Here is a 15809-nt window from a genome sequence, read left to right on the forward strand (position 1 = left end):
CCCGCTGGTCAGCGCGATGCGCACCGCCTCCTGCTTGAACTCTTCTGTGTGCTTGATCATCTCGTAGGTCTCCTGTTGCGAGCTCTAATCGCTCAGGTGACCGGCGCAAAACCGTTACAAGTCCAGATAGCATCGTCGTGACGCGCAGCGTCGGCGACGTGCCGCTCTTCGCTCATACGCCGCTCGGCAAGGCGCTGCTCCAGTTCAAGACCTACAACCTCGCCAGCCACCAGCGCGTGCTCCTGCGCGGCATGCAGGAGGGCCGGGCGCAGTTCACGAGCATGATGGTCGGCATGACTTCGGTCGGGCTCCTGTCGGCATGGCTGCGCGCCTATGCGGTCGGCGGCGAGCGCTACGAGCGGTTCAAGACCGCGGCCGAAAACCCCGGCTATCTGCTCGGTGAGGCGCTGGACGCCTCCGGCTTTTTCGCCCTGCCGATCGAGGCGGCCGCCACGGTCGACACGATGACCAGCTTCAACCCGATCAAAGACCCGCTCATGGCGGCCTTCCCCGATGCGCCGCGGAGCGGCCAAGGGGGTGCGCCGCATCGGCGTCGATCCTGTTGGCAAGCTGCTAGGCCCGAGCGCTGGCCTGATATCCGACGTGTCGAAGGCGGCCGGCGCTCCGATCGGGGCGGCCACCGGTGACGCGATCACCGACAGTCAGGCCGAAGCGGTAAAGCGGCTAGTGCCGTTCCAAAGCTATATCGGGATGCGGCAGGCGCTCGATCTGTTTACAACTGACGATTGATTTCGAAATTTATGAGTGCGATGATCGCGGCCTTCACATCTTGCACAGCCGTATGAATATGTATCGGCGGCTCCGGGGCTCTGTGCTTTTCACTAGGCAAGTGGCGAACTGCATTTGCAGTCTGCTTCACAAGCTTAAGCCTTGGACCATCAATAAGAGGAGAATTTTTCATCTTTTGTTCGGAATGGTTAAAACGAGCTTCTATCGCTTCGATAGCCCGATAAACATCGAACCAATCAGTATCTCCGTTGAGTTCAATCAAGGCTGACGCTAACCAACTAGAGTCATCCACCAGAGACATAACTCTAGCAAACGCAGCAGGGGCGATCCTATCTTCTTCTGGAGGCTTTACCCTGATTGTCAGTTCAGTAGTGCGGGTCATGTGGAAGCGGCCGTTACCAAGAACTTCATACACTGTGCCCGTGCTTATAGGCCCGCAAAGGTTGTAGAGGCTCAACAAGCCTCCGAAAAGTTTCAGAGCGCTTCGCGCAGCGGCTTCAGCCTGCTGCGGCTCGGAAAAATGATCCCATGCGATAGTGGTTAACGTAGGCACATCTTCCCAATGATAGATGACATAGCTGCCGGGGTCGGCCGCACTGCCATTTAGGGCGCGCTCTAAGTCTGCGATGTCGTCCGCATCGCCTTCAAGCTGGACACGCCAGCGCGGATCAATCTGAATTGATTTCATGAGACTTCATTCACATACGATCAGCCGGAACACATCTGGAATACATAAATTCCGCGTGTATTCCACACCCACAAGTCGTGACACAAGCCGCTAGAATGAAAGGAAAAAGTGGTGGACGCACTTGGGCTCGAACCAAGGACCCGCTGATTAAGAGTCAGCTGCTCTACCAACTGAGCTATGCGTCCACACTGCCGTTGCGAAGCGATCTTTCGATCGTTGCCGTTGCGGCGGAGCGGTCCCTCTAGCGACTTTCCGCCGGATGGGAAGACCTTTTTTGCACTTTTTTGCAGATGGTATCAGCCAAGGCCGCTTGGGCGGCGCTGCCAGCGGCTGACGGCCATGATCGTCCCCAGGCAGATCATGTTCGTCATCATCGATGAGCCGCCGTGACTCATGAAGGGAAGGGGAATGCCCACGACCGGCGCCAGGCCCATCACCATCATGAGGTTGATCGCCACGTAGAAGAAGATCGTCAGCGCCATACCGGCCGCCAGCAGGCTGGAGAATCGATCGGTGCTGTTGCGCGCCACGCGCAGGCCCCAACCCAGGATTATGGCAAAGACCAGCAGCACGAACAGCCCGCCCAGCATGCCCCATTCTTCCGACATCGTGGCGAAGACGAAGTCGGTGTGAGACTCCGGAAGGTAGTCCAGATGGCTTTGCGAGCCGTTGCCGAAGCCTTTTCCGAAGAAGCCGCCGGACCCGATCGCGATCTTGGACTGGGTGATGTGGTAACCGGTGCCAAGCGGGTCACTCTCCGGGTCCATGAACACCAGGACGCGATTGCGCTGATAGTCATGAAGCAAGGTGAAGAAGGCGACAGGCGCGATTACAGCCAGGGACCCGGCAACGCCCAGGAACCACCAGAGAGGCAAACCCGCCAGAAACATGGTCATGCCCCCGCCGAAGCAGATCGCGAGTGCCGTGCCGAGATCCGGCTGGATCATCACGAAGAAGGCAGGCATCGCGATCAGTAGTCCTGCAGGCACCAGTCCACGCCAGCTGGCGGTGATGGAGGCGGGCAGGCTTTCGTAAAAGCGGGCGAGGGCCAGGACGATGCCCGGTTTCATCAGCTCTGACGGTTGCAGCGTCATGAAACCCAAGTTCAGCCATCGTTGGCTTCCGCCGCCGACGGCGCCCAGCAGCTCTACCAGGATCAACAGCACCAGTATCGCGCCGTATGCCGGGTAGGCGGCTATGCGGAAGAATTCGCGCGGAATTCGGCTGAGAGTTATAGCCGCGACCAGGAACACGCAAAAACGCAGGACGTGGCTGAGCGCATAAGGCTGAAGGCTTCCGCCCGCCGCCGAATAGAGCACCGCTGCTCCCAACGAGACCAGACCGGCCAGCGGGATCAGCACATGCCAGGGCTGGCGGGCGATCGTTTCGGGCACGATGGAGCGGTTCACTGCGGGTTGCCCCCCGGCGGCGAGAGGGTGATTGCAGGGGCCGATGGCTCGGCGGTCACCGGCGTCGAAGGTAACGCCACCGGCTCGGGCGGCGGCGTTTGCGGGCCGCTCACGATCGGCTGGTTGGTGGCGGGCGGCTGATCGGCCGCTTCCACCTTTTCCTCCGAAGGTGGCGCGGGCGCACCGCCTCCGTAGGCTTGTGAATAAGCGCGGTACTTGGCGTCCAGCCGCTGCTGCGCGGTGCCGCCCCACCCCTTTTCATAGCCATGCAGCACCTCGACCGCCTTGTTGGGATCGAACAGGTAAGTCATCACATCGCGCGCGATCGGATAGGCTGCGCCCGATCCGCCGCCGTGTTCGACTACGACCGCCACGGCATAGCGAGGCTTGTCCGCAGGCGCGAAGCAGATGAAGTGCCCATGGTCACGGTGCTTCCATAGGCCCCCCTTGCCATTGCCGACATTGAGCCCGACGACTTGCGCCGTGCCGGTTTTGCCCGCCAGCAGGATGTCCTTCATCGGCAGCGCTGCGCGATGAGCGGTGCCGGGCCCGTTGACCACGTCCGACATGGCCTTGTGAATGATATCCAGATGCTCCTGCGGAATGCCCAGAGTGGGCGCAGGCTTGGCTTTGTCCGTGAACAGCATGCTCGGCACGAGGTTGAGGCCGGACGCCAGGCGCGATGCCATGACGGCCTGCTGTAGAGGGTTCACCAGAAAGTAGCCCTGACCGATCGTGGCGTTCACGGTGTCATAGATCGCCCAGTCCTTGCCGTACTTACGCTTCTTCCAGGCCGGATCGGGCACGGTGCCGTAGGACTGGCCTACGACCGGCAGCTTGAACTCCTGCCCAAGACCCAGGCGGCGCGCCATCGCCGCGATCGGATCCATGCCGATGCGCTGGGCGAAGTGGTAGAAGTACACATCGCAGCTCTGGTAAATGCCCTTGGCCATGTTGACCTGGCCATGGCCGCGCCGGTTCCAGCAGTGGAACACCCGGTTGCCGACCCGCAGGCCGCCACCGCAGAACACGCTTTCCTCCGGGTGCAGGCCCGCTTCCAGGAACGATAGGGCGACCATCGGCTTCACGGTGGAGCCAGGTGGATAAAGACCGCGCAGCACCTTGTTGCGCAAAGGCACGTGATCGTCGTCCGCCAGCATTTTCCACTCGATACGGCCGATTCCGTCCGAGAAGCTGTTGGGGTCGTAGCTGGGCATCGATGCCATCGCCAAGACTTCGCCGGTATGGCAGTCCATCGCCACGACAGCACCCGATTCCAGGCCGATGCGCCGCGCGGCATAGTCCTGCAGCGGACCATCGATGGTCAGCTTGATCGGCTTGCCGGGCATGTCCTCCCGCGTTTCCAGATCGCGCACTACACGGCCGCCTGCCGTAACCTCCACGCGCCGGGCACCGGGGTAACCGCGCAGATCCTTCTCGAAGATTTTTTCCAGCCCGTCCTTGCCGACCTTGTAGCCAGGCGTGACGAGCAGGGGATTGCGTTCCTTTTCATACTCTTCGGCCGAAGCTGCGCCAACATAGCCGACCAAGTGGCCGACGCTCGGACCGGTGGGATAGAAGCGCGAAAAGCCGCGCTGAGTCACCACGCCCGGCAAGTCGGGCAAGCGGACGCTGACGGCGGCAAAGCGCTCCCAATCCAGGCCCGACATCACCTCGACCGGGGCGAAACCGTGCGACTTCTCCAACTTGTCGCGCAGGTCCTGCACGTCCACCGGCTGCATTCGCAACAGCCGGGCCAGTTCGCCAATGGTCTGCCCCTCATTCGTCATGCGATCAGGGATGACATCCACGCGAAAGTCGGCGCGGTTCGAGGCGAGGGGAGAGCCGCGCCGATCAAGGATCCATCCCCGGCGTGGGGGGATCAGCGAAAGGTTGACGCGGTTGCTTTCCGATTCGAGCTTGTACTTCTCGTTCTGGGCGATCGAAAGATAGCCGAGGCGGCTGGCCAGCAGGATGCCGATGCCGGCCTGCACGCCGCCGATGACCATGCTGCGCCGATCGAAGCTGTTGCGCAGCGTCGCCATGCTGACATGGCGCGGACGAAAGAGACTCATCGAATTTCCAGGAACGGCGTCAAACGGAAGCGATCGGCCAGCGCCACGAAGCGGCCGACGAGAGGATAGGCGAGGATGGAAATCACGATCTGCGGCCAAGTCACACGAAGGGGGGTGGCTGCGCCGTCCAGGTTCGCCAGCGCCAGTCCCAATGCGGTATAAACTATGATCAGGCCGATCGCCACCAACCATTCGGTGAGGAAGTTGCGCCAGGGCAGGCGCGCTTCGATCATGTCGAGCGCGATCGCTGCTGCGGAAAACAGCAGCACGGCCGATCCGAAGGGTTGGCCCGAAAACAGGTCATCGAAAATGCCGAGCGGCAATCCGGCCCAGATCGGCAGCAGGCCCGGGCGCAATTGCCGCCACGAGATGAAAACCAGAAAGCCGAACGGCGGCAGCACCGGCGCGGAGGCGATCAGGGCGAGGCCTGGCAGCAGCGACGCCAGCATCACGGTGGCCCATGGCGTGCCGCGCGCGACAATCTTGGAGGGCGTCCGATTGATCCGCGCCCGCCGCGTGCCGAATTGTGGCCAAAGCCTCACTGGCTATCCGGAATAGGGGTGATTGCTGGCGGCGGGACCGGCGCGAACGGTCGATCGACCAGCACGTAGTCCGAGTCGGAGGGATTGGCGATGACTTGCGCGGTGGCACCATCGCGCAGGATGTTGGCCACGATGGCGATCGGCGTGCCTGGTCGGTAAAGGCCGCCAGAGCCCGACGTCACCAAGACATCGCCCTTCTTCAGCGGGTTGAGGCCCAAGTTGATGAGGCGGATGCGCAAGGTGCCGTCGCCGGTTCCTTGCGCGAAAGCCGGTACGCCATCGCTCGCGCGGCGCACGGGCACCACGCTTTCGGAGTCGGTCACCAGCAGCACGCGGGCGCTGCCTTGCCCCACTTCAAGAACGCGGCCGAGCAGGCCCATCTCCGAGCGGACCGGCATGCCCTTCTGCACGCCGCGATCAGCCCCGGCTGCCAGCGTGGCATAGCGCCGCGTGCTGGCGGCAGTGGAACTTGTCAAACGCGTGACGACCACGGGTGCCGGGCTCTGCTGCGCCAGGCCCAGCAGGCCCTTGAGACGGCGATTCTCCACCGCGGTAGCGCGCGCTTCGACCAGCCTGATCTTGGCGATCGCCAGTTCGCGTTCCAGCCGGGCATGTTGGCTACCCGCCTTGAAATAGCCGCTGACGGTGGCGAAGAAGTCCTTGCTCGCCATCCGCCCCGTCGCGGTGACATGGCCGGCAGGCTCGGTCAGATCGGCGGCCAAAACCCGCAATCCGGTAAAGGCGCTCGGCTGGACGAAGGACACTACCAGCAGCACGACACCCAGCAGAACTCCGGCCACACCGGCGAAGTAGCTGATGAAGATCGTGTACTGCGCCCTGCGGGAATAGCCAGAGCGCCGGTTCGCGGGCGGCGCCATCAGCCGTTTCTCCTTTTCCGGCGCGTCCGCTCAGCGAAGACGCGCCGCCTTTCGAAAACGGCTCAGGCGGTCATCAACACGCCGCGGTAGATCGGATCTTCCATCGCGCGCCCGGTACCCAGTGCCACGCAAGACAACGGATCTTCCGCCACGCTGACGGGCAGACCCGTCTCTTCGCGCAGATAGTCATCCAGACCCTGGATCAGGGCGCCGCCGCCGGTCAGCACGATACCCTGGTCAACGATATCGGCGGCCAGCTCGGGCGCGGTGTTCTCCAGCGCGATGCGCACGCCTTCGATGATCGCGCCGATCGGTTCGGACAGCGCCTCGGCGACGTTGGCCTGGCTGATCGTGATTTCCTTGGGCACGCCATTCACCAGGTCGCGGCCCTTGATATGGATCGTCTCTCCCACGCCATCGGCCGGCATGACGGCGATGCCGTAATCCTTCTTGATCCGCTCCGCCGTCGATTCGCCGATCAGGAGATTGTGATGGCGACGTACGTAGGAGACGATCGCCTCGTCCATCTTGTCGCCGCCGACACGCACGGACGTCGTGTAGGCAAGGCCACGCAGCGAAAGCACCGCGACCTCGGTGGTGCCGCCGCCGATATCGACCACCATCGAGCCGACCGGCTCGGTGACGGGCATGTCGGCACCGATCGCAGCGGCCATCGGCTCGAGGATCAGATAGACCTGGCTGGCACCGGCGTTGCTGGCCGCATCGCGGATGGCGCGACGCTCAACCGAGGTGGAGCCAGATGGTACGCAGATCACGATCTCCGGGTAGCGAAATAAGCTTTTCTTGCCGTGCACCTTGCGGATGAAATGCTTGATCATCTCTTCCGCAATTTCGATATCCGCGATCACGCCGTCACGCAGGGGGCGGATCGCTTCGATGTTATCAGGCGTCTTGCCCATCATCATCTTGGCATCGTCACCCACGGCCTTGACCTTCTTCACGCCATGCAGCGTCTCGATCGCGACGACCGACGGCTCGTTCAGCACGATGCCGCGATCCTGTACGTAGACGAGGGTGTTGGCGGTGCCGAGATCGATGGCCATGTTCTGCGAACCGAATTTGAAGAATCGCGACATCATCGAGGCCATCAGGAAATCCGTTAGGTAACCGGAAGGCCCGCCCGCGCATGGCGGGAAAGCGATCAGGTGGGTGGCGAGGAACGCGCGTCCCTTAGCCCAGAAATCCGTAAAGGCCAAAATTTTGTGTCGACAGCACTGGGGGTTTCGTCGCCTCCGTCTCGAAATCGCGGCGGTTCGTCGCTACCAGTGGAACGATGCCGCTTATCCGCAGACTGCCTGACCACCTTGTGAATCGCATCGCGGCGGGTGAGGTGGTCGAACGGCCGGCGTCGGCGCTGAAAGAATTGGTGGAAAACGCCATCGATGCAGGGTCACGCACGATCGCGGTGCGCCTTGCCTCCGGCGGGTTGGACCTGATCGAAGTGACGGATGATGGCTGCGGCATGGTCTCGGCTGAGATCGCCCTCGCGCTGGAACGCCACGCCACGTCCAAGCTGCCGGACGAGCGGATCGAGATGGTCGCCAGCCTGGGTTTTCGCGGGGAAGCCTTGCCCTCGATCGCCAGCGTCGCGCGGCTCACCATCGAAAGCCGTGCGCAGGGGAGCGAGGAGGGCTGGCGCCGCACGATGGACCATGGCGCGATCGCTGCCGACACCCCCGCTGCGCTGCCGTGCGGAACGCGTATTCGTGTTGAGGATTTGTTCGGCCGCGTGCCCGCACGTCGCAAATTCCTGCGCTCACCGCGTGCCGAATATGTCGCCTGCCTGGATGTGGTCCGTCGCCTGGCGATGGCGCGGCCCGAAATCGGCTTCACGCTGGAACATGACGGTCGGCGCACTCTGGCGACCCAGCCGGAAGAGGCTCTGGCGGCGCGGGTCGCGCGTCTGGTCGCGCGCGAACTGGCGGATGACGGCGTGGTGATCGAGGCCGAGCGTGGGGCCGCGCGGCTGACGGGCGTGGCTGGCTTGCCCACCTTCAATCGCGGCGTGGCCGATCACCAATATCTATTCGTCAACGGTCGCCCGGTGAAGGACCGGCTGCTGATCGGCGCGGTGCGCGGGGCTTATGCCGATATGCTGGCGCGCGATCGCCATGCCGTCCTCGCGCTGTTCCTCGAAATACCGCCCGAGGATGTGGACGTGAATGTCCATCCGGCGAAGACCGAGGTACGATTTCGCGACCCTGCCTTCGTGCGCGGGTTTCTGGTGGGGGCGCTGCGTCATGCACTTGAGGCGCAAGGCCAGCGCAGCGCGCAGGCCCCAGCGGCGGGCGCGATGGGAGCGTGGCAGGTGGAGCCCCCTGCGCCTTCATCCCTGGCGCCTGCGCCCTCCCTGCAATCGCTGTTCGCGCGCCAATACGCTCCGGCGGCCAACTCCGTGCGTGAGATGGGGAATGGCTGGGCCGGGCGGGGCCATCAGCCGCTCGCTCCCCCAGCGGCGCGAGCCGAGGAAGCCAGCGAAGACGCGCCGGTGGCCGAACATCCGCTGGGCGTGGCGCGCGGGCAAGTGGCTGGGACCTATATCGTCGCCGAAGCGGAAGACGGCCTCGTCATCGTCGATCAGCATGCCGCGCACGAGAGGCTTGTGCTGGAGCGACTGAAAGCCGCCGGCGCGCAGGAGGCGATGATCCGCAGCCAAGCCTTGTTGCTGCCCGAAGTGGTCGAAATGGAAGAACCGGACTGTGATCGCCTGGAGGAAAAGGCGACGGAACTGGCACGCTTCGGCCTCGTCCTCGAACGGTTCGGGCCCGGTGCCTTGCTGGTGCGCGCCGTGCCTTCGGTCTTGGGCAAGGCCGACGCTCAGGCCCTGGTGCGCGATATCGCCGACGATCTTGCCCGTCATGGCGATGCCCTGCTGTTGGGGGAGAAGCTGGACCTCGTTTTGGCGACCATGGCTTGCCACGGTTCGGTGCGCGCCGGGCGGGCCCTGTCCGTGGCGGAGATGAACGCATTGCTGCGCGAAATGGAGCAAACGCCCCGCTCTGGCCAGTGCAACCATGGCCGCCCCACATGGGTTAAACTTGCCCATAGCGATATCGAGAAGCTGTTCGGGCGGAAATGATGCGGAAGATTTGGCTGGCAGTCTTGACGGTGTCGGCGTTGAGCGGATGCGGAGACAAGGACGCGCCACAGGCGAAAGCGGTCGATGACGCGCAGGATGTCGCGCTGGTGGAAAAGCTCAATCAGCCTCCGTTCAAGCCCGTGCTGCCCCAACCTTTCACGACAGAAGACATCGCCCGGTATGATCTGGCCCGCGCCGGGTGCATGTTCCGGCCGGGCAAGCAAGCGGATGAACAGCCGTTGTTCGTGGCCCAGCAGGATCGGGGCTACCTCAAGATAGAGGGCAAGCTTTACCCGCTGGCGGTGAAGAGCGGCAGTGCGGAGCTGCCATCTGGCGCGCACAGCACTTATATCGGTACGCAGAACTGGGTCGAACTCGTGGCGCAGGCTGGAGAAGACGGCGCGGGACCGGGTGGGGCCAAGTCCTGGCCGAGCCGTCTCGTCATCCACGACTCCAACGAGCGCGTGGCTTTCGATTCGCTCGGCCAGGTAAGCTGCGCGCCGTCAACGCCCGAGGGGTCAACGGCCCAGGGTTAACCGAGCGAACAGCGTGTAGCCCCACGGATTGTTGCCATAAGCAGCGTCCAGAGCGTCAGGCTTCAGGTAGCCCGAAAGCGAACCACCCAGTGCCAGCTCGAACGGATCGAGCCGGAACCTGCGCGCATATCCGGCTTGCACCTTGCTGACCCGGAAGGTCTGATCGTGCAGCGGATCGTCGTGATCCGGGAATAGCTCGTCGTTGGCGACATTCTCGAGCCGGCCGAACAGAGTGTTATGCTGATCAAGGTCCCAGTTCGCCTCCGCCAGCCAGGCCGTCAGCGTGGCACCGGGAACGCGGTTTTTCGAACTGAAAGCTGCCATCGCCGATAGGCCTTCGCCGTTGTCATAGTGCGCGGAGGCGGTCAGCCGCTTTTCATCTTCACCGGGATGCAAGGCCTCGGGCTGCTCCAATTTGCCATAGCTCGCCTGGACCGCCCAACGCGGCGAAGGCGTCCAACTTGCCCGGACCGACCACGAATCAAGCTTCGGCGTTTCGATGTTCCAACGCCGCTCATCAGGCTCGGCGCCTCGGAACGCGGACCCTTCCAGCTGCCACTTGCCGGAAGAGAGCCCGGCGGTGACGACGCCATAGGTGATGTGAGTGGAATCGAACCAATGGTGCGTGATCGGCGGCTCCGGGTTCAGCCTGGAGGATCGCCGCATCATGAAGGCGCTGGGCCCGAGCGAGGGCTCACCCACCGGTCCGCCGTAGAGGTACGCGGTGGTATCGCTGCCCAAGTTGAAGTCGATCCGCGCCGCCAGTTCCATGAATAGGTCGTGCGGATGCTGCCGATCGACCAGCGGCTCACCGTTGGCCGTCTCGCCCGTCGCGAACAAATTGGGATAGCCGCGTGCGCTCATCGCCGGTTCCAGGCTCATCATCGAGCGCAACTGAAGATGGCCGAACCCGGTATCCCGCCCTGCCATCAGCATCGCCATGGAGGTTGAGTAGACCTTGTCACTTCCGCGCGGCCCGGAATGGTCGGTATATTGCGTGGTGACAAAGCCGTGGGCCATCACCATCCAATCACCCGCCATGACGTGAATTCCCGGCATGGACGGCACCGCGCCAGGCAGTCGTGACGTGCCCGAACCGGTCTCGAAAGCAGCGGGCTGATCGCTCATCGCACCGCCGTGGCCCATCGCGGCGTGTTCGGCGGTGGACATATGATCCGAGTGCGCCGGGATGGGTGGGGCTGCTGTGGGAGCGGGTGCGGGGGGAGCCATATCATGGTTCATCCCCGCGTGATCGTGCATCTGTGCAGACGCCGGCAATGGAATGAGGGCCGCGCCAGACAGCGCGACCAGAAGGGTCGTTCTCAACATCGTGAATTCCTGAAAATAGGTCGAGCCGGTGAAGGGCTATCGCGGACTTTTCAGGACCGGGGAGGGGGCACTTCGGGGCGCGCGCGGGGCGGCAGCAATACGCGATGGATGGCCGGCAAGCCGATCAGGGCCGCAAGAGGCTGAGCCTTTGGCGCTGCTACCATGCCGAAATCGGGTAGTACGCAGCCGATGCAGTCTCGTCGTTCCGGTTGCCCGGAATCAGAGTGATGTCCCTTTTCGTGGGCGGGCGCATGAACGATGTGATGCGTCGGCGGCGGCGCGCAATGGCCGCTCATCGCCAGGGCCGGCGCGGAAAGCGCGAACAGCAGAAAGAGGGCAAGGAGGCGGCGCAGCATCAGGCGCCGCTTATAGACCCGGCGAGGCCGCAAGCGCCATGCCCGTGATCGCATTTTTGCGCTTGCCCCGTCCGGTGTCAGTTTCTGGTCACTTCTTCCCCAGGCTCGGCCCCGCACGCAGCTTCGCTTCCGGGTCCGGAATGATACGATAGCGTGCGGTGATCAGGCTGAAGAGGCCGAACATTACGATGCCCGCGGCGGCGATCGTGAATGCGGGCCGATTGTCACGTAAGTCCAGCAGAACCTGGCCGAGCGACCGGGCCTCCTCGCTGCTGGCAAACCATGCAGACCGCAGTAGCGACCAGCCCATCAGCAGAAACACGACGCCGCGCGTCGCATGGCCGATGCGACCGATCCAACAGGTGGCATCCGGCGCGCGAGAGGAAATATGCTTCATGAAGCTGGCGTCGAACGCCTGCTTCGCCTGGAAGGCAGCACCCACGATCAGCGCCGCGCCCACCACGCCGATCGCCACCGGGCCCAAGTCATAGGTGAGCGCCGAAGTCGCCAGATCATGTGTGCGATCCTCCGCCTCACTCTTGGCTCCATAAGCCAGCTGAAGCGCAGTCCAGGATAGGCCAGCATGGATCAGCCCACTTGCGAGGTAGCCCACGCGCTGGCCGATGCCTTTGATATCGTTGCCCAGGCTTTCGAGGTCGTAGGTTGCGGCGATGAACTTGTAGAGCGCATAGCCCAGCAATCCCAACGCGGAAACATAGAGGATAGCGGTACCACCGGGTATCGAGCCGAGATATTCGAGCGAGCCGGTGACACCGTCCTGCGCCTCGTCACGCCCGCTGGCGGACAGCGCCAGGCAGCCGAGCAGGACATAGACGACACCGCGGGTGGCGTAGCCAAGACGAGCCAGCCAAACCACCTTCTCCGACTTGTCGACCATCTCTTCCGCTCCCTTAGAGAACGCACAATGCGTGAGGAGGCGGTTCGTGCCGCGGACCGTCCCGGAACAAGTCCGGGACGGGGCCGGATCAGACGTTGAACTTGAAGTGCATCACGTCGCCATCGTGAACGACGTATTCCTTGCCTTCCTGCCGCAACTTGCCTGCTTCGCGAGCCGGTGCTTCACCGCCCAGCGTAACGAAATCGTCGTAGGCGATGGTTTCGGCGCGGATGAAGCCACGCTGCATGTCGGAATGGATTTCTCCGGCCGCTTCGGGAGCCTTTGCGCCCTTGTGCACGGTCCACGCCCGAGCTTCCTTGGGGCCGACCGTGAAGAAGGTTAGCAGGTCGAGAAGATCGTACCCGGCACGGATGATACGCGCCAGGCCGGTTTCATGTAGGCCCATTTCCTCCAGGAACGCCATGCGCTCATCGATGTCCATGCCAGTCAGCTCCGCCTCGATCGCGGCGGAAACGATGACGGCGCTGGCACCCTCGGCCTTTGCCTTCTCGAACACGCGAGCGGAGAACGCATTGCCTTCGGCCGCCGCTTCTTCCTCGACGTTGCACACGTAGAGCACGGGCTTGGCGGTAAGCAGCTGCGCCTGGCGGAAGACGCGCGCCTCTTCCTCGTCGGCGGTCTGGGTCAGGCGAGCGGGCTTGCCTTCACGCAGCAGCTCCAGCGTCTGGCCCAGCACGGTGGCGATCAGCTTGCTTTCCTTGTCGCCCTGCGCCGCTTTCTTCTGGGCGGCGGGAACGCGCTTCTCCAAGCTTTCGAGATCGGACAGCAGCAGCTCGGTCTCGACCGTCTCGGCATCGGCGATCGGATCGACCTTGTTCTCGACGTGCTGGATGTCGTCGTTCTCGAAGCACCGCAGCACGTGGACGACCGCGTCCACTTCGCGGATGTTGCCTAGGAACTGGTTGCCCAGGCCTTCACCCTTCGAAGCGCCACGTACCAGCCCGGCGATGTCGACGCACGACAACTGCGTCGGCACGACCTTGGCGGAACTGGCGATCTGAGCCAGCTTGTCCAGGCGCGGGTCGGGCACGCCGACCTGGCCGACATTCGGCTCGATCGTGCAGAACGGATAATTCGCCGCCTGCGCCGCCTGCGTCTCCGTCAGCGCATTGAACAGGGTCGACTTGCCGACGTTTGGCAGGCCGACAATCCCGCACCGAAAACCCATGATATGCTCCGCGCTAATACAATCGCGGGCCCATAGCGGCAGGCGAGGCGCTTGGCCAGTTTCGCCTGCCGCCAGCGCTCAATCGATCGGATTGAGCGCCTCTGAAAAAAAGCAGCGCCGCGACGCCGCCCTATCATCAACCCTTGCGAGCCTTTTTTCGAACGATGGCGAGGCCGACGAGTCCAGCGCCCATCAGGCCCAGCATGCCGGGTTCGGGAACCTTGGTGCCGCCGCTGGTGCCGCCAGTGGTCGTGCCGCCGCTCGTGCTGCTGCCGCCGCACTTGAACTTGCAGCCGCCGCCCCACCATGAGGCATGTGCAGGCGCCGTGATAGACAGTGCGACGCCCAAGGAAAAAGCGGCAGTCAAAAATGTCTTGCGGATCATAAAACAGTACCCCTCACGAAGAGCATCAGGTTAACGCTCATGCGATTTCGATTAGGCAACAGACGTGCCAAACCAGTATCTGAAAAGGGTTCGATGGTTAACGCCGCGAGCGTCGCCCAAATCGTGTCAAGTCAGTCGACGATTTACTGTAACTTAGATTTGCTGGCGCATTGCCACACTGTTTATGAAGCGGGTGCCGTCCTCGTTCGCCAACCATTCCGCCTCTGCCGAGATCGCACCCAGCATGCCTGACAGGTCATCGATTTCCGCCTTGGCGTAGTTGCCCAGAACGTAGCCGGTCACGCGGTCCTTGTGTCCGGGATGGCCGATGCCCAGCCTGACGCGGCGAAAGTCTGCGCCAAGGTGCTGGTCGATCGAGCGCAAGCCGTTGTGCCCGGCGGTGCCGCCGCCTTGCTTCACCTTGACCTTGAAGGGGGCGAGATCGAGTTCGTCATGGAAGACGGTAAGGGCGTCCAGGCCCAGCTTGTAGAAGCGCATAGCCTCACCCACGGCGCGGCCGCTCTCATTCATAAAAGTGGCGGGCTTGAGCAGCAGGACCTTCTGCGTGCCGATGCGGCCTTCCTGCAGCCAGCCCTGGAATTTTTTCTGCACAGGGCCGAACCCATGCATATCCGCGACGGTATCCAGCACCATGAAACCAACGTTGTGCCGGTTCATCGCATACTGCGCGCCCGGATTGCCGAGGCCGACCCAGAGCTGCATGTGATACCTTTCCGAACTCAGGCGCGCGCCGCGCAATACAAAACCTCGTCATCCCCACGAAGGCGGGGATCCATCTCGGGGCCTGATACCATGGTCATGGCCAAAGATGGATTTCCGCTTCCACGGGAACGACGAGGTTATGTTTCTTGGACTTGAGAGAAACTCGTGCAGATTACTCTGCGGTGGCTTCCCCGGTGCCCTCTTCTTCACCCTCAGCGCTCAGCAAAGCTGACGGCGCGACGATGGTGGCGATGGTGAAGTCACGATCGCTGATCGCGCTTTCCACGCCCTTGGGCAGCTTCACCGCGCTGATGTGGATCGAATCACCCACTTCGGTGCCGGTCACGTCGACTTCGATCTGATCGGGGATGCTGTTGGCATCGCAAACCAGTTCCAGGTCGTGACGGACCACGTTCAGCACGCCGCCCTTCTTGAGGCCGGGCGAGGCTTCCTCGTTGGCGAACACCACCGGCACGTTGACGTGCACGGTCGCGTTGCGGGCGAGGCGCAGGAAATCGACGTGGAGCGGACGGTCGTTGACCGGGTGGAAGGCAACGTCCTTGGGGAGCGTACGCAGCTTCTTGCCGCCAACTTCGATCTCTACGATCGAGTTCATGAAGTGGCCGGTGCCCAGCAGGCGGACCAGCTCCTTCGCCTCGACGTGGATCGACAGCGGTTCTTCCTTGTTGCCGTAAATTACGGCGGGAACGCGGCCTTCACGACGCAGCACACGGGAGGCTCCCTTGCCAACCCCTTCGCGCGTCTCGGCCGGCAGGTTCAGCGTATCGCTCATGATAACGTGCCTTTCGAAAACATTTTGAAGTGAAGGATAGCGCCGGGTATCGGCGCATCCTCTCCCGCCACGCCTCCAGGGATGACCATGGCCGGGAAGCGCGCGCCCTTAGCGGTAGAAGCGCGCGAAAGCAAGGATCACTGTATGCGGCGGACGGT

At 63.0% G+C, this 15809-nt stretch carries 15 protein-coding genes and 1 tRNA gene; 3 read left to right on the forward strand and 13 right to left on the reverse strand.

The window, feature by feature from the left end; translation table 11 throughout:
• The first annotated feature begins 137 nt into the window (after positions 1-137).
• Positions 138-647, forward strand: a complete 510-nt coding sequence (locus ACHWRX_RS07540) for a hypothetical protein (RefSeq protein WP_394658725.1) — start codon at positions 138-140, stop codon at positions 645-647.
• 86 nt (positions 648-733) lie between these two features.
• Here ACHWRX_RS07540 and ACHWRX_RS07545 read toward each other — a convergent pair whose 3' ends face one another.
• The 7 genes from ACHWRX_RS07545 to ACHWRX_RS07575 form a co-directional block, all read right to left on the reverse strand.
• Positions 734-1438, reverse strand: a complete 705-nt coding sequence (locus ACHWRX_RS07545; protein WP_394658726.1) for a hypothetical protein — start codon at positions 1436-1438, stop codon at positions 734-736.
• A gap of 109 nt (positions 1439-1547) precedes the next feature.
• A tRNA-Lys gene (locus ACHWRX_RS07550) sits at positions 1548-1623 on the reverse strand.
• A gap of 111 nt (positions 1624-1734) precedes the next feature.
• Complete coding sequence (gene rodA / locus ACHWRX_RS07555; RefSeq protein ID WP_058737727.1) at positions 1735-2847, reverse strand: rod shape-determining protein RodA; 1113 nt, start codon at positions 2845-2847, stop codon at positions 1735-1737.
• Positions 2844-4922, reverse strand: coding sequence for a penicillin-binding protein 2 (gene mrdA, locus ACHWRX_RS07560; RefSeq protein WP_394658727.1), 2079 nt, complete (start codon positions 4920-4922; stop codon positions 2844-2846). The genes rodA and mrdA overlap by 4 nt, the downstream gene beginning before the upstream one ends.
• Positions 4919-5464 carry a rod shape-determining protein MreD gene (mreD, locus tag ACHWRX_RS07565; protein WP_058737725.1) on the reverse strand — a complete coding sequence of 182 codons (546 nt, stop codon included), beginning with the start codon at positions 5462-5464 and terminating at the stop codon, positions 4919-4921. The genes mrdA and mreD overlap by 4 nt, the downstream gene beginning before the upstream one ends.
• On the reverse strand, positions 5461-6342 hold the full coding sequence (mreC, locus tag ACHWRX_RS07570; protein ID WP_058737724.1) for a rod shape-determining protein MreC: 882 nt from the start codon (positions 6340-6342) through the stop codon (positions 5461-5463). The genes mreD and mreC overlap by 4 nt, the downstream gene beginning before the upstream one ends.
• A gap of 62 nt (positions 6343-6404) precedes the next feature.
• Entirely contained in the window at positions 6405-7451 is a 1047-nt protein-coding gene (locus ACHWRX_RS07575; RefSeq protein WP_058737723.1) for a rod shape-determining protein, read from the reverse strand.
• 185 nt (positions 7452-7636) lie between these two features.
• Here ACHWRX_RS07575 and mutL point away from each other — a divergent pair, with 185 nt between their 5' ends.
• Entirely contained in the window at positions 7637-9442 is a 1806-nt protein-coding gene (mutL, locus tag ACHWRX_RS07580) for a DNA mismatch repair endonuclease MutL (protein ID WP_394658728.1), read from the forward strand.
• Positions 9442-9978 carry a hypothetical protein gene (locus ACHWRX_RS07585; protein WP_193753325.1) on the forward strand — a complete coding sequence of 179 codons (537 nt, stop codon included), beginning with the start codon at positions 9442-9444 and terminating at the stop codon, positions 9976-9978. The genes mutL and ACHWRX_RS07585 overlap by 1 nt, the downstream gene beginning before the upstream one ends.
• Here the strand turns inward: ACHWRX_RS07585 and ACHWRX_RS07590 are convergent.
• The 6 genes from ACHWRX_RS07590 to ACHWRX_RS07615 form a co-directional block, all read right to left on the reverse strand.
• The gene (locus ACHWRX_RS07590) at positions 9961-11148 is read right to left on the reverse strand and encodes a hypothetical protein (RefSeq protein WP_394658729.1); all 1188 of its coding nucleotides are present in this window, start codon (positions 11146-11148) and stop codon (positions 9961-9963) included. The genes ACHWRX_RS07585 and ACHWRX_RS07590 overlap by 18 nt on opposite strands.
• 603 nt (positions 11149-11751) lie before the next feature.
• The gene (locus tag ACHWRX_RS07595) at positions 11752-12561 is read right to left on the reverse strand and encodes a DUF1206 domain-containing protein (RefSeq protein ID WP_394658730.1); all 810 of its coding nucleotides are present in this window, start codon (positions 12559-12561) and stop codon (positions 11752-11754) included.
• Between the two features lie 88 nt (positions 12562-12649).
• Entirely contained in the window at positions 12650-13750 is a 1101-nt protein-coding gene (gene ychF, locus ACHWRX_RS07600; protein ID WP_394658731.1) for a redox-regulated ATPase YchF, read from the reverse strand.
• Positions 13751-13886: 136 nt separating this feature from the next.
• The gene (locus tag ACHWRX_RS07605; protein ID WP_394658732.1) at positions 13887-14135 is read right to left on the reverse strand and encodes a PEP-CTERM sorting domain-containing protein; all 249 of its coding nucleotides are present in this window, start codon (positions 14133-14135) and stop codon (positions 13887-13889) included.
• A gap of 153 nt (positions 14136-14288) precedes the next feature.
• Complete coding sequence (pth, locus tag ACHWRX_RS07610) at positions 14289-14858, reverse strand: aminoacyl-tRNA hydrolase (protein ID WP_394658733.1); 570 nt, start codon at positions 14856-14858, stop codon at positions 14289-14291.
• Positions 14859-15030: 172 nt separating this feature from the next.
• Positions 15031-15651, reverse strand: a complete 621-nt coding sequence (locus ACHWRX_RS07615) for a 50S ribosomal protein L25/general stress protein Ctc (protein ID WP_288485101.1) — start codon at positions 15649-15651, stop codon at positions 15031-15033.
• Positions 15652-15809 lie beyond the last annotated feature (158 nt).

The organism is uncultured Novosphingobium sp. (assembly GCF_964277725.1).
Lineage (GTDB): Bacteria > Pseudomonadota > Alphaproteobacteria > Sphingomonadales > Sphingomonadaceae > Novosphingobium > Novosphingobium fluoreni.

What these genes read in the sequence shown, in the direction of transcription:
- ACHWRX_RS07615 (WP_288485101.1), bottom strand. Translation starts at nt 15,651, where the DNA reads ATGAGCGATACGCTGAACCTGCCGGCCGAGACGCGCGAAGGGGTTGGC.
- mrdA (WP_394658727.1), bottom strand. Translation starts at nt 4,922, where the DNA reads ATGAGTCTCTTTCGTCCGCGCCATGTCAGCATGGCGACGCTGCGCAAC.
- mutL (WP_394658728.1), top strand. Translation starts at nt 7,637, where the DNA reads ATGCCGCTTATCCGCAGACTGCCTGACCACCTTGTGAATCGCATCGCG.
- pth (WP_394658733.1), bottom strand. Translation starts at nt 14,858, where the DNA reads ATGCAGCTCTGGGTCGGCCTCGGCAATCCGGGCGCGCAGTATGCGATG.
- ychF (WP_394658731.1), bottom strand. Translation starts at nt 13,750, where the DNA reads ATGGGTTTTCGGTGCGGGATTGTCGGCCTGCCAAACGTCGGCAAGTCG.
- ACHWRX_RS07605 (WP_394658732.1), bottom strand. Translation starts at nt 14,135, where the DNA reads ATGATCCGCAAGACATTTTTGACTGCCGCTTTTTCCTTGGGCGTCGCA.
- ACHWRX_RS07590 (WP_394658729.1), bottom strand. Translation starts at nt 11,148, where the DNA reads ATGTCCACCGCCGAACACGCCGCGATGGGCCACGGCGGTGCGATGAGC.
- ACHWRX_RS07575 (WP_058737723.1), bottom strand. Translation starts at nt 7,451, where the DNA reads ATGGCCTCGATGATGTCGCGATTCTTCAAATTCGGTTCGCAGAACATG.
- ACHWRX_RS07545 (WP_394658726.1), bottom strand. Translation starts at nt 1,438, where the DNA reads ATGAAATCAATTCAGATTGATCCGCGCTGGCGTGTCCAGCTTGAAGGC.
- ACHWRX_RS07585 (WP_193753325.1), top strand. Translation starts at nt 9,442, where the DNA reads ATGCGGAAGATTTGGCTGGCAGTCTTGACGGTGTCGGCGTTGAGCGGA.
- ACHWRX_RS07595 (WP_394658730.1), bottom strand. Translation starts at nt 12,561, where the DNA reads ATGGTCGACAAGTCGGAGAAGGTGGTTTGGCTGGCTCGTCTTGGCTAC.
- mreC (WP_058737724.1), bottom strand. Translation starts at nt 6,342, where the DNA reads ATGGCGCCGCCCGCGAACCGGCGCTCTGGCTATTCCCGCAGGGCGCAG.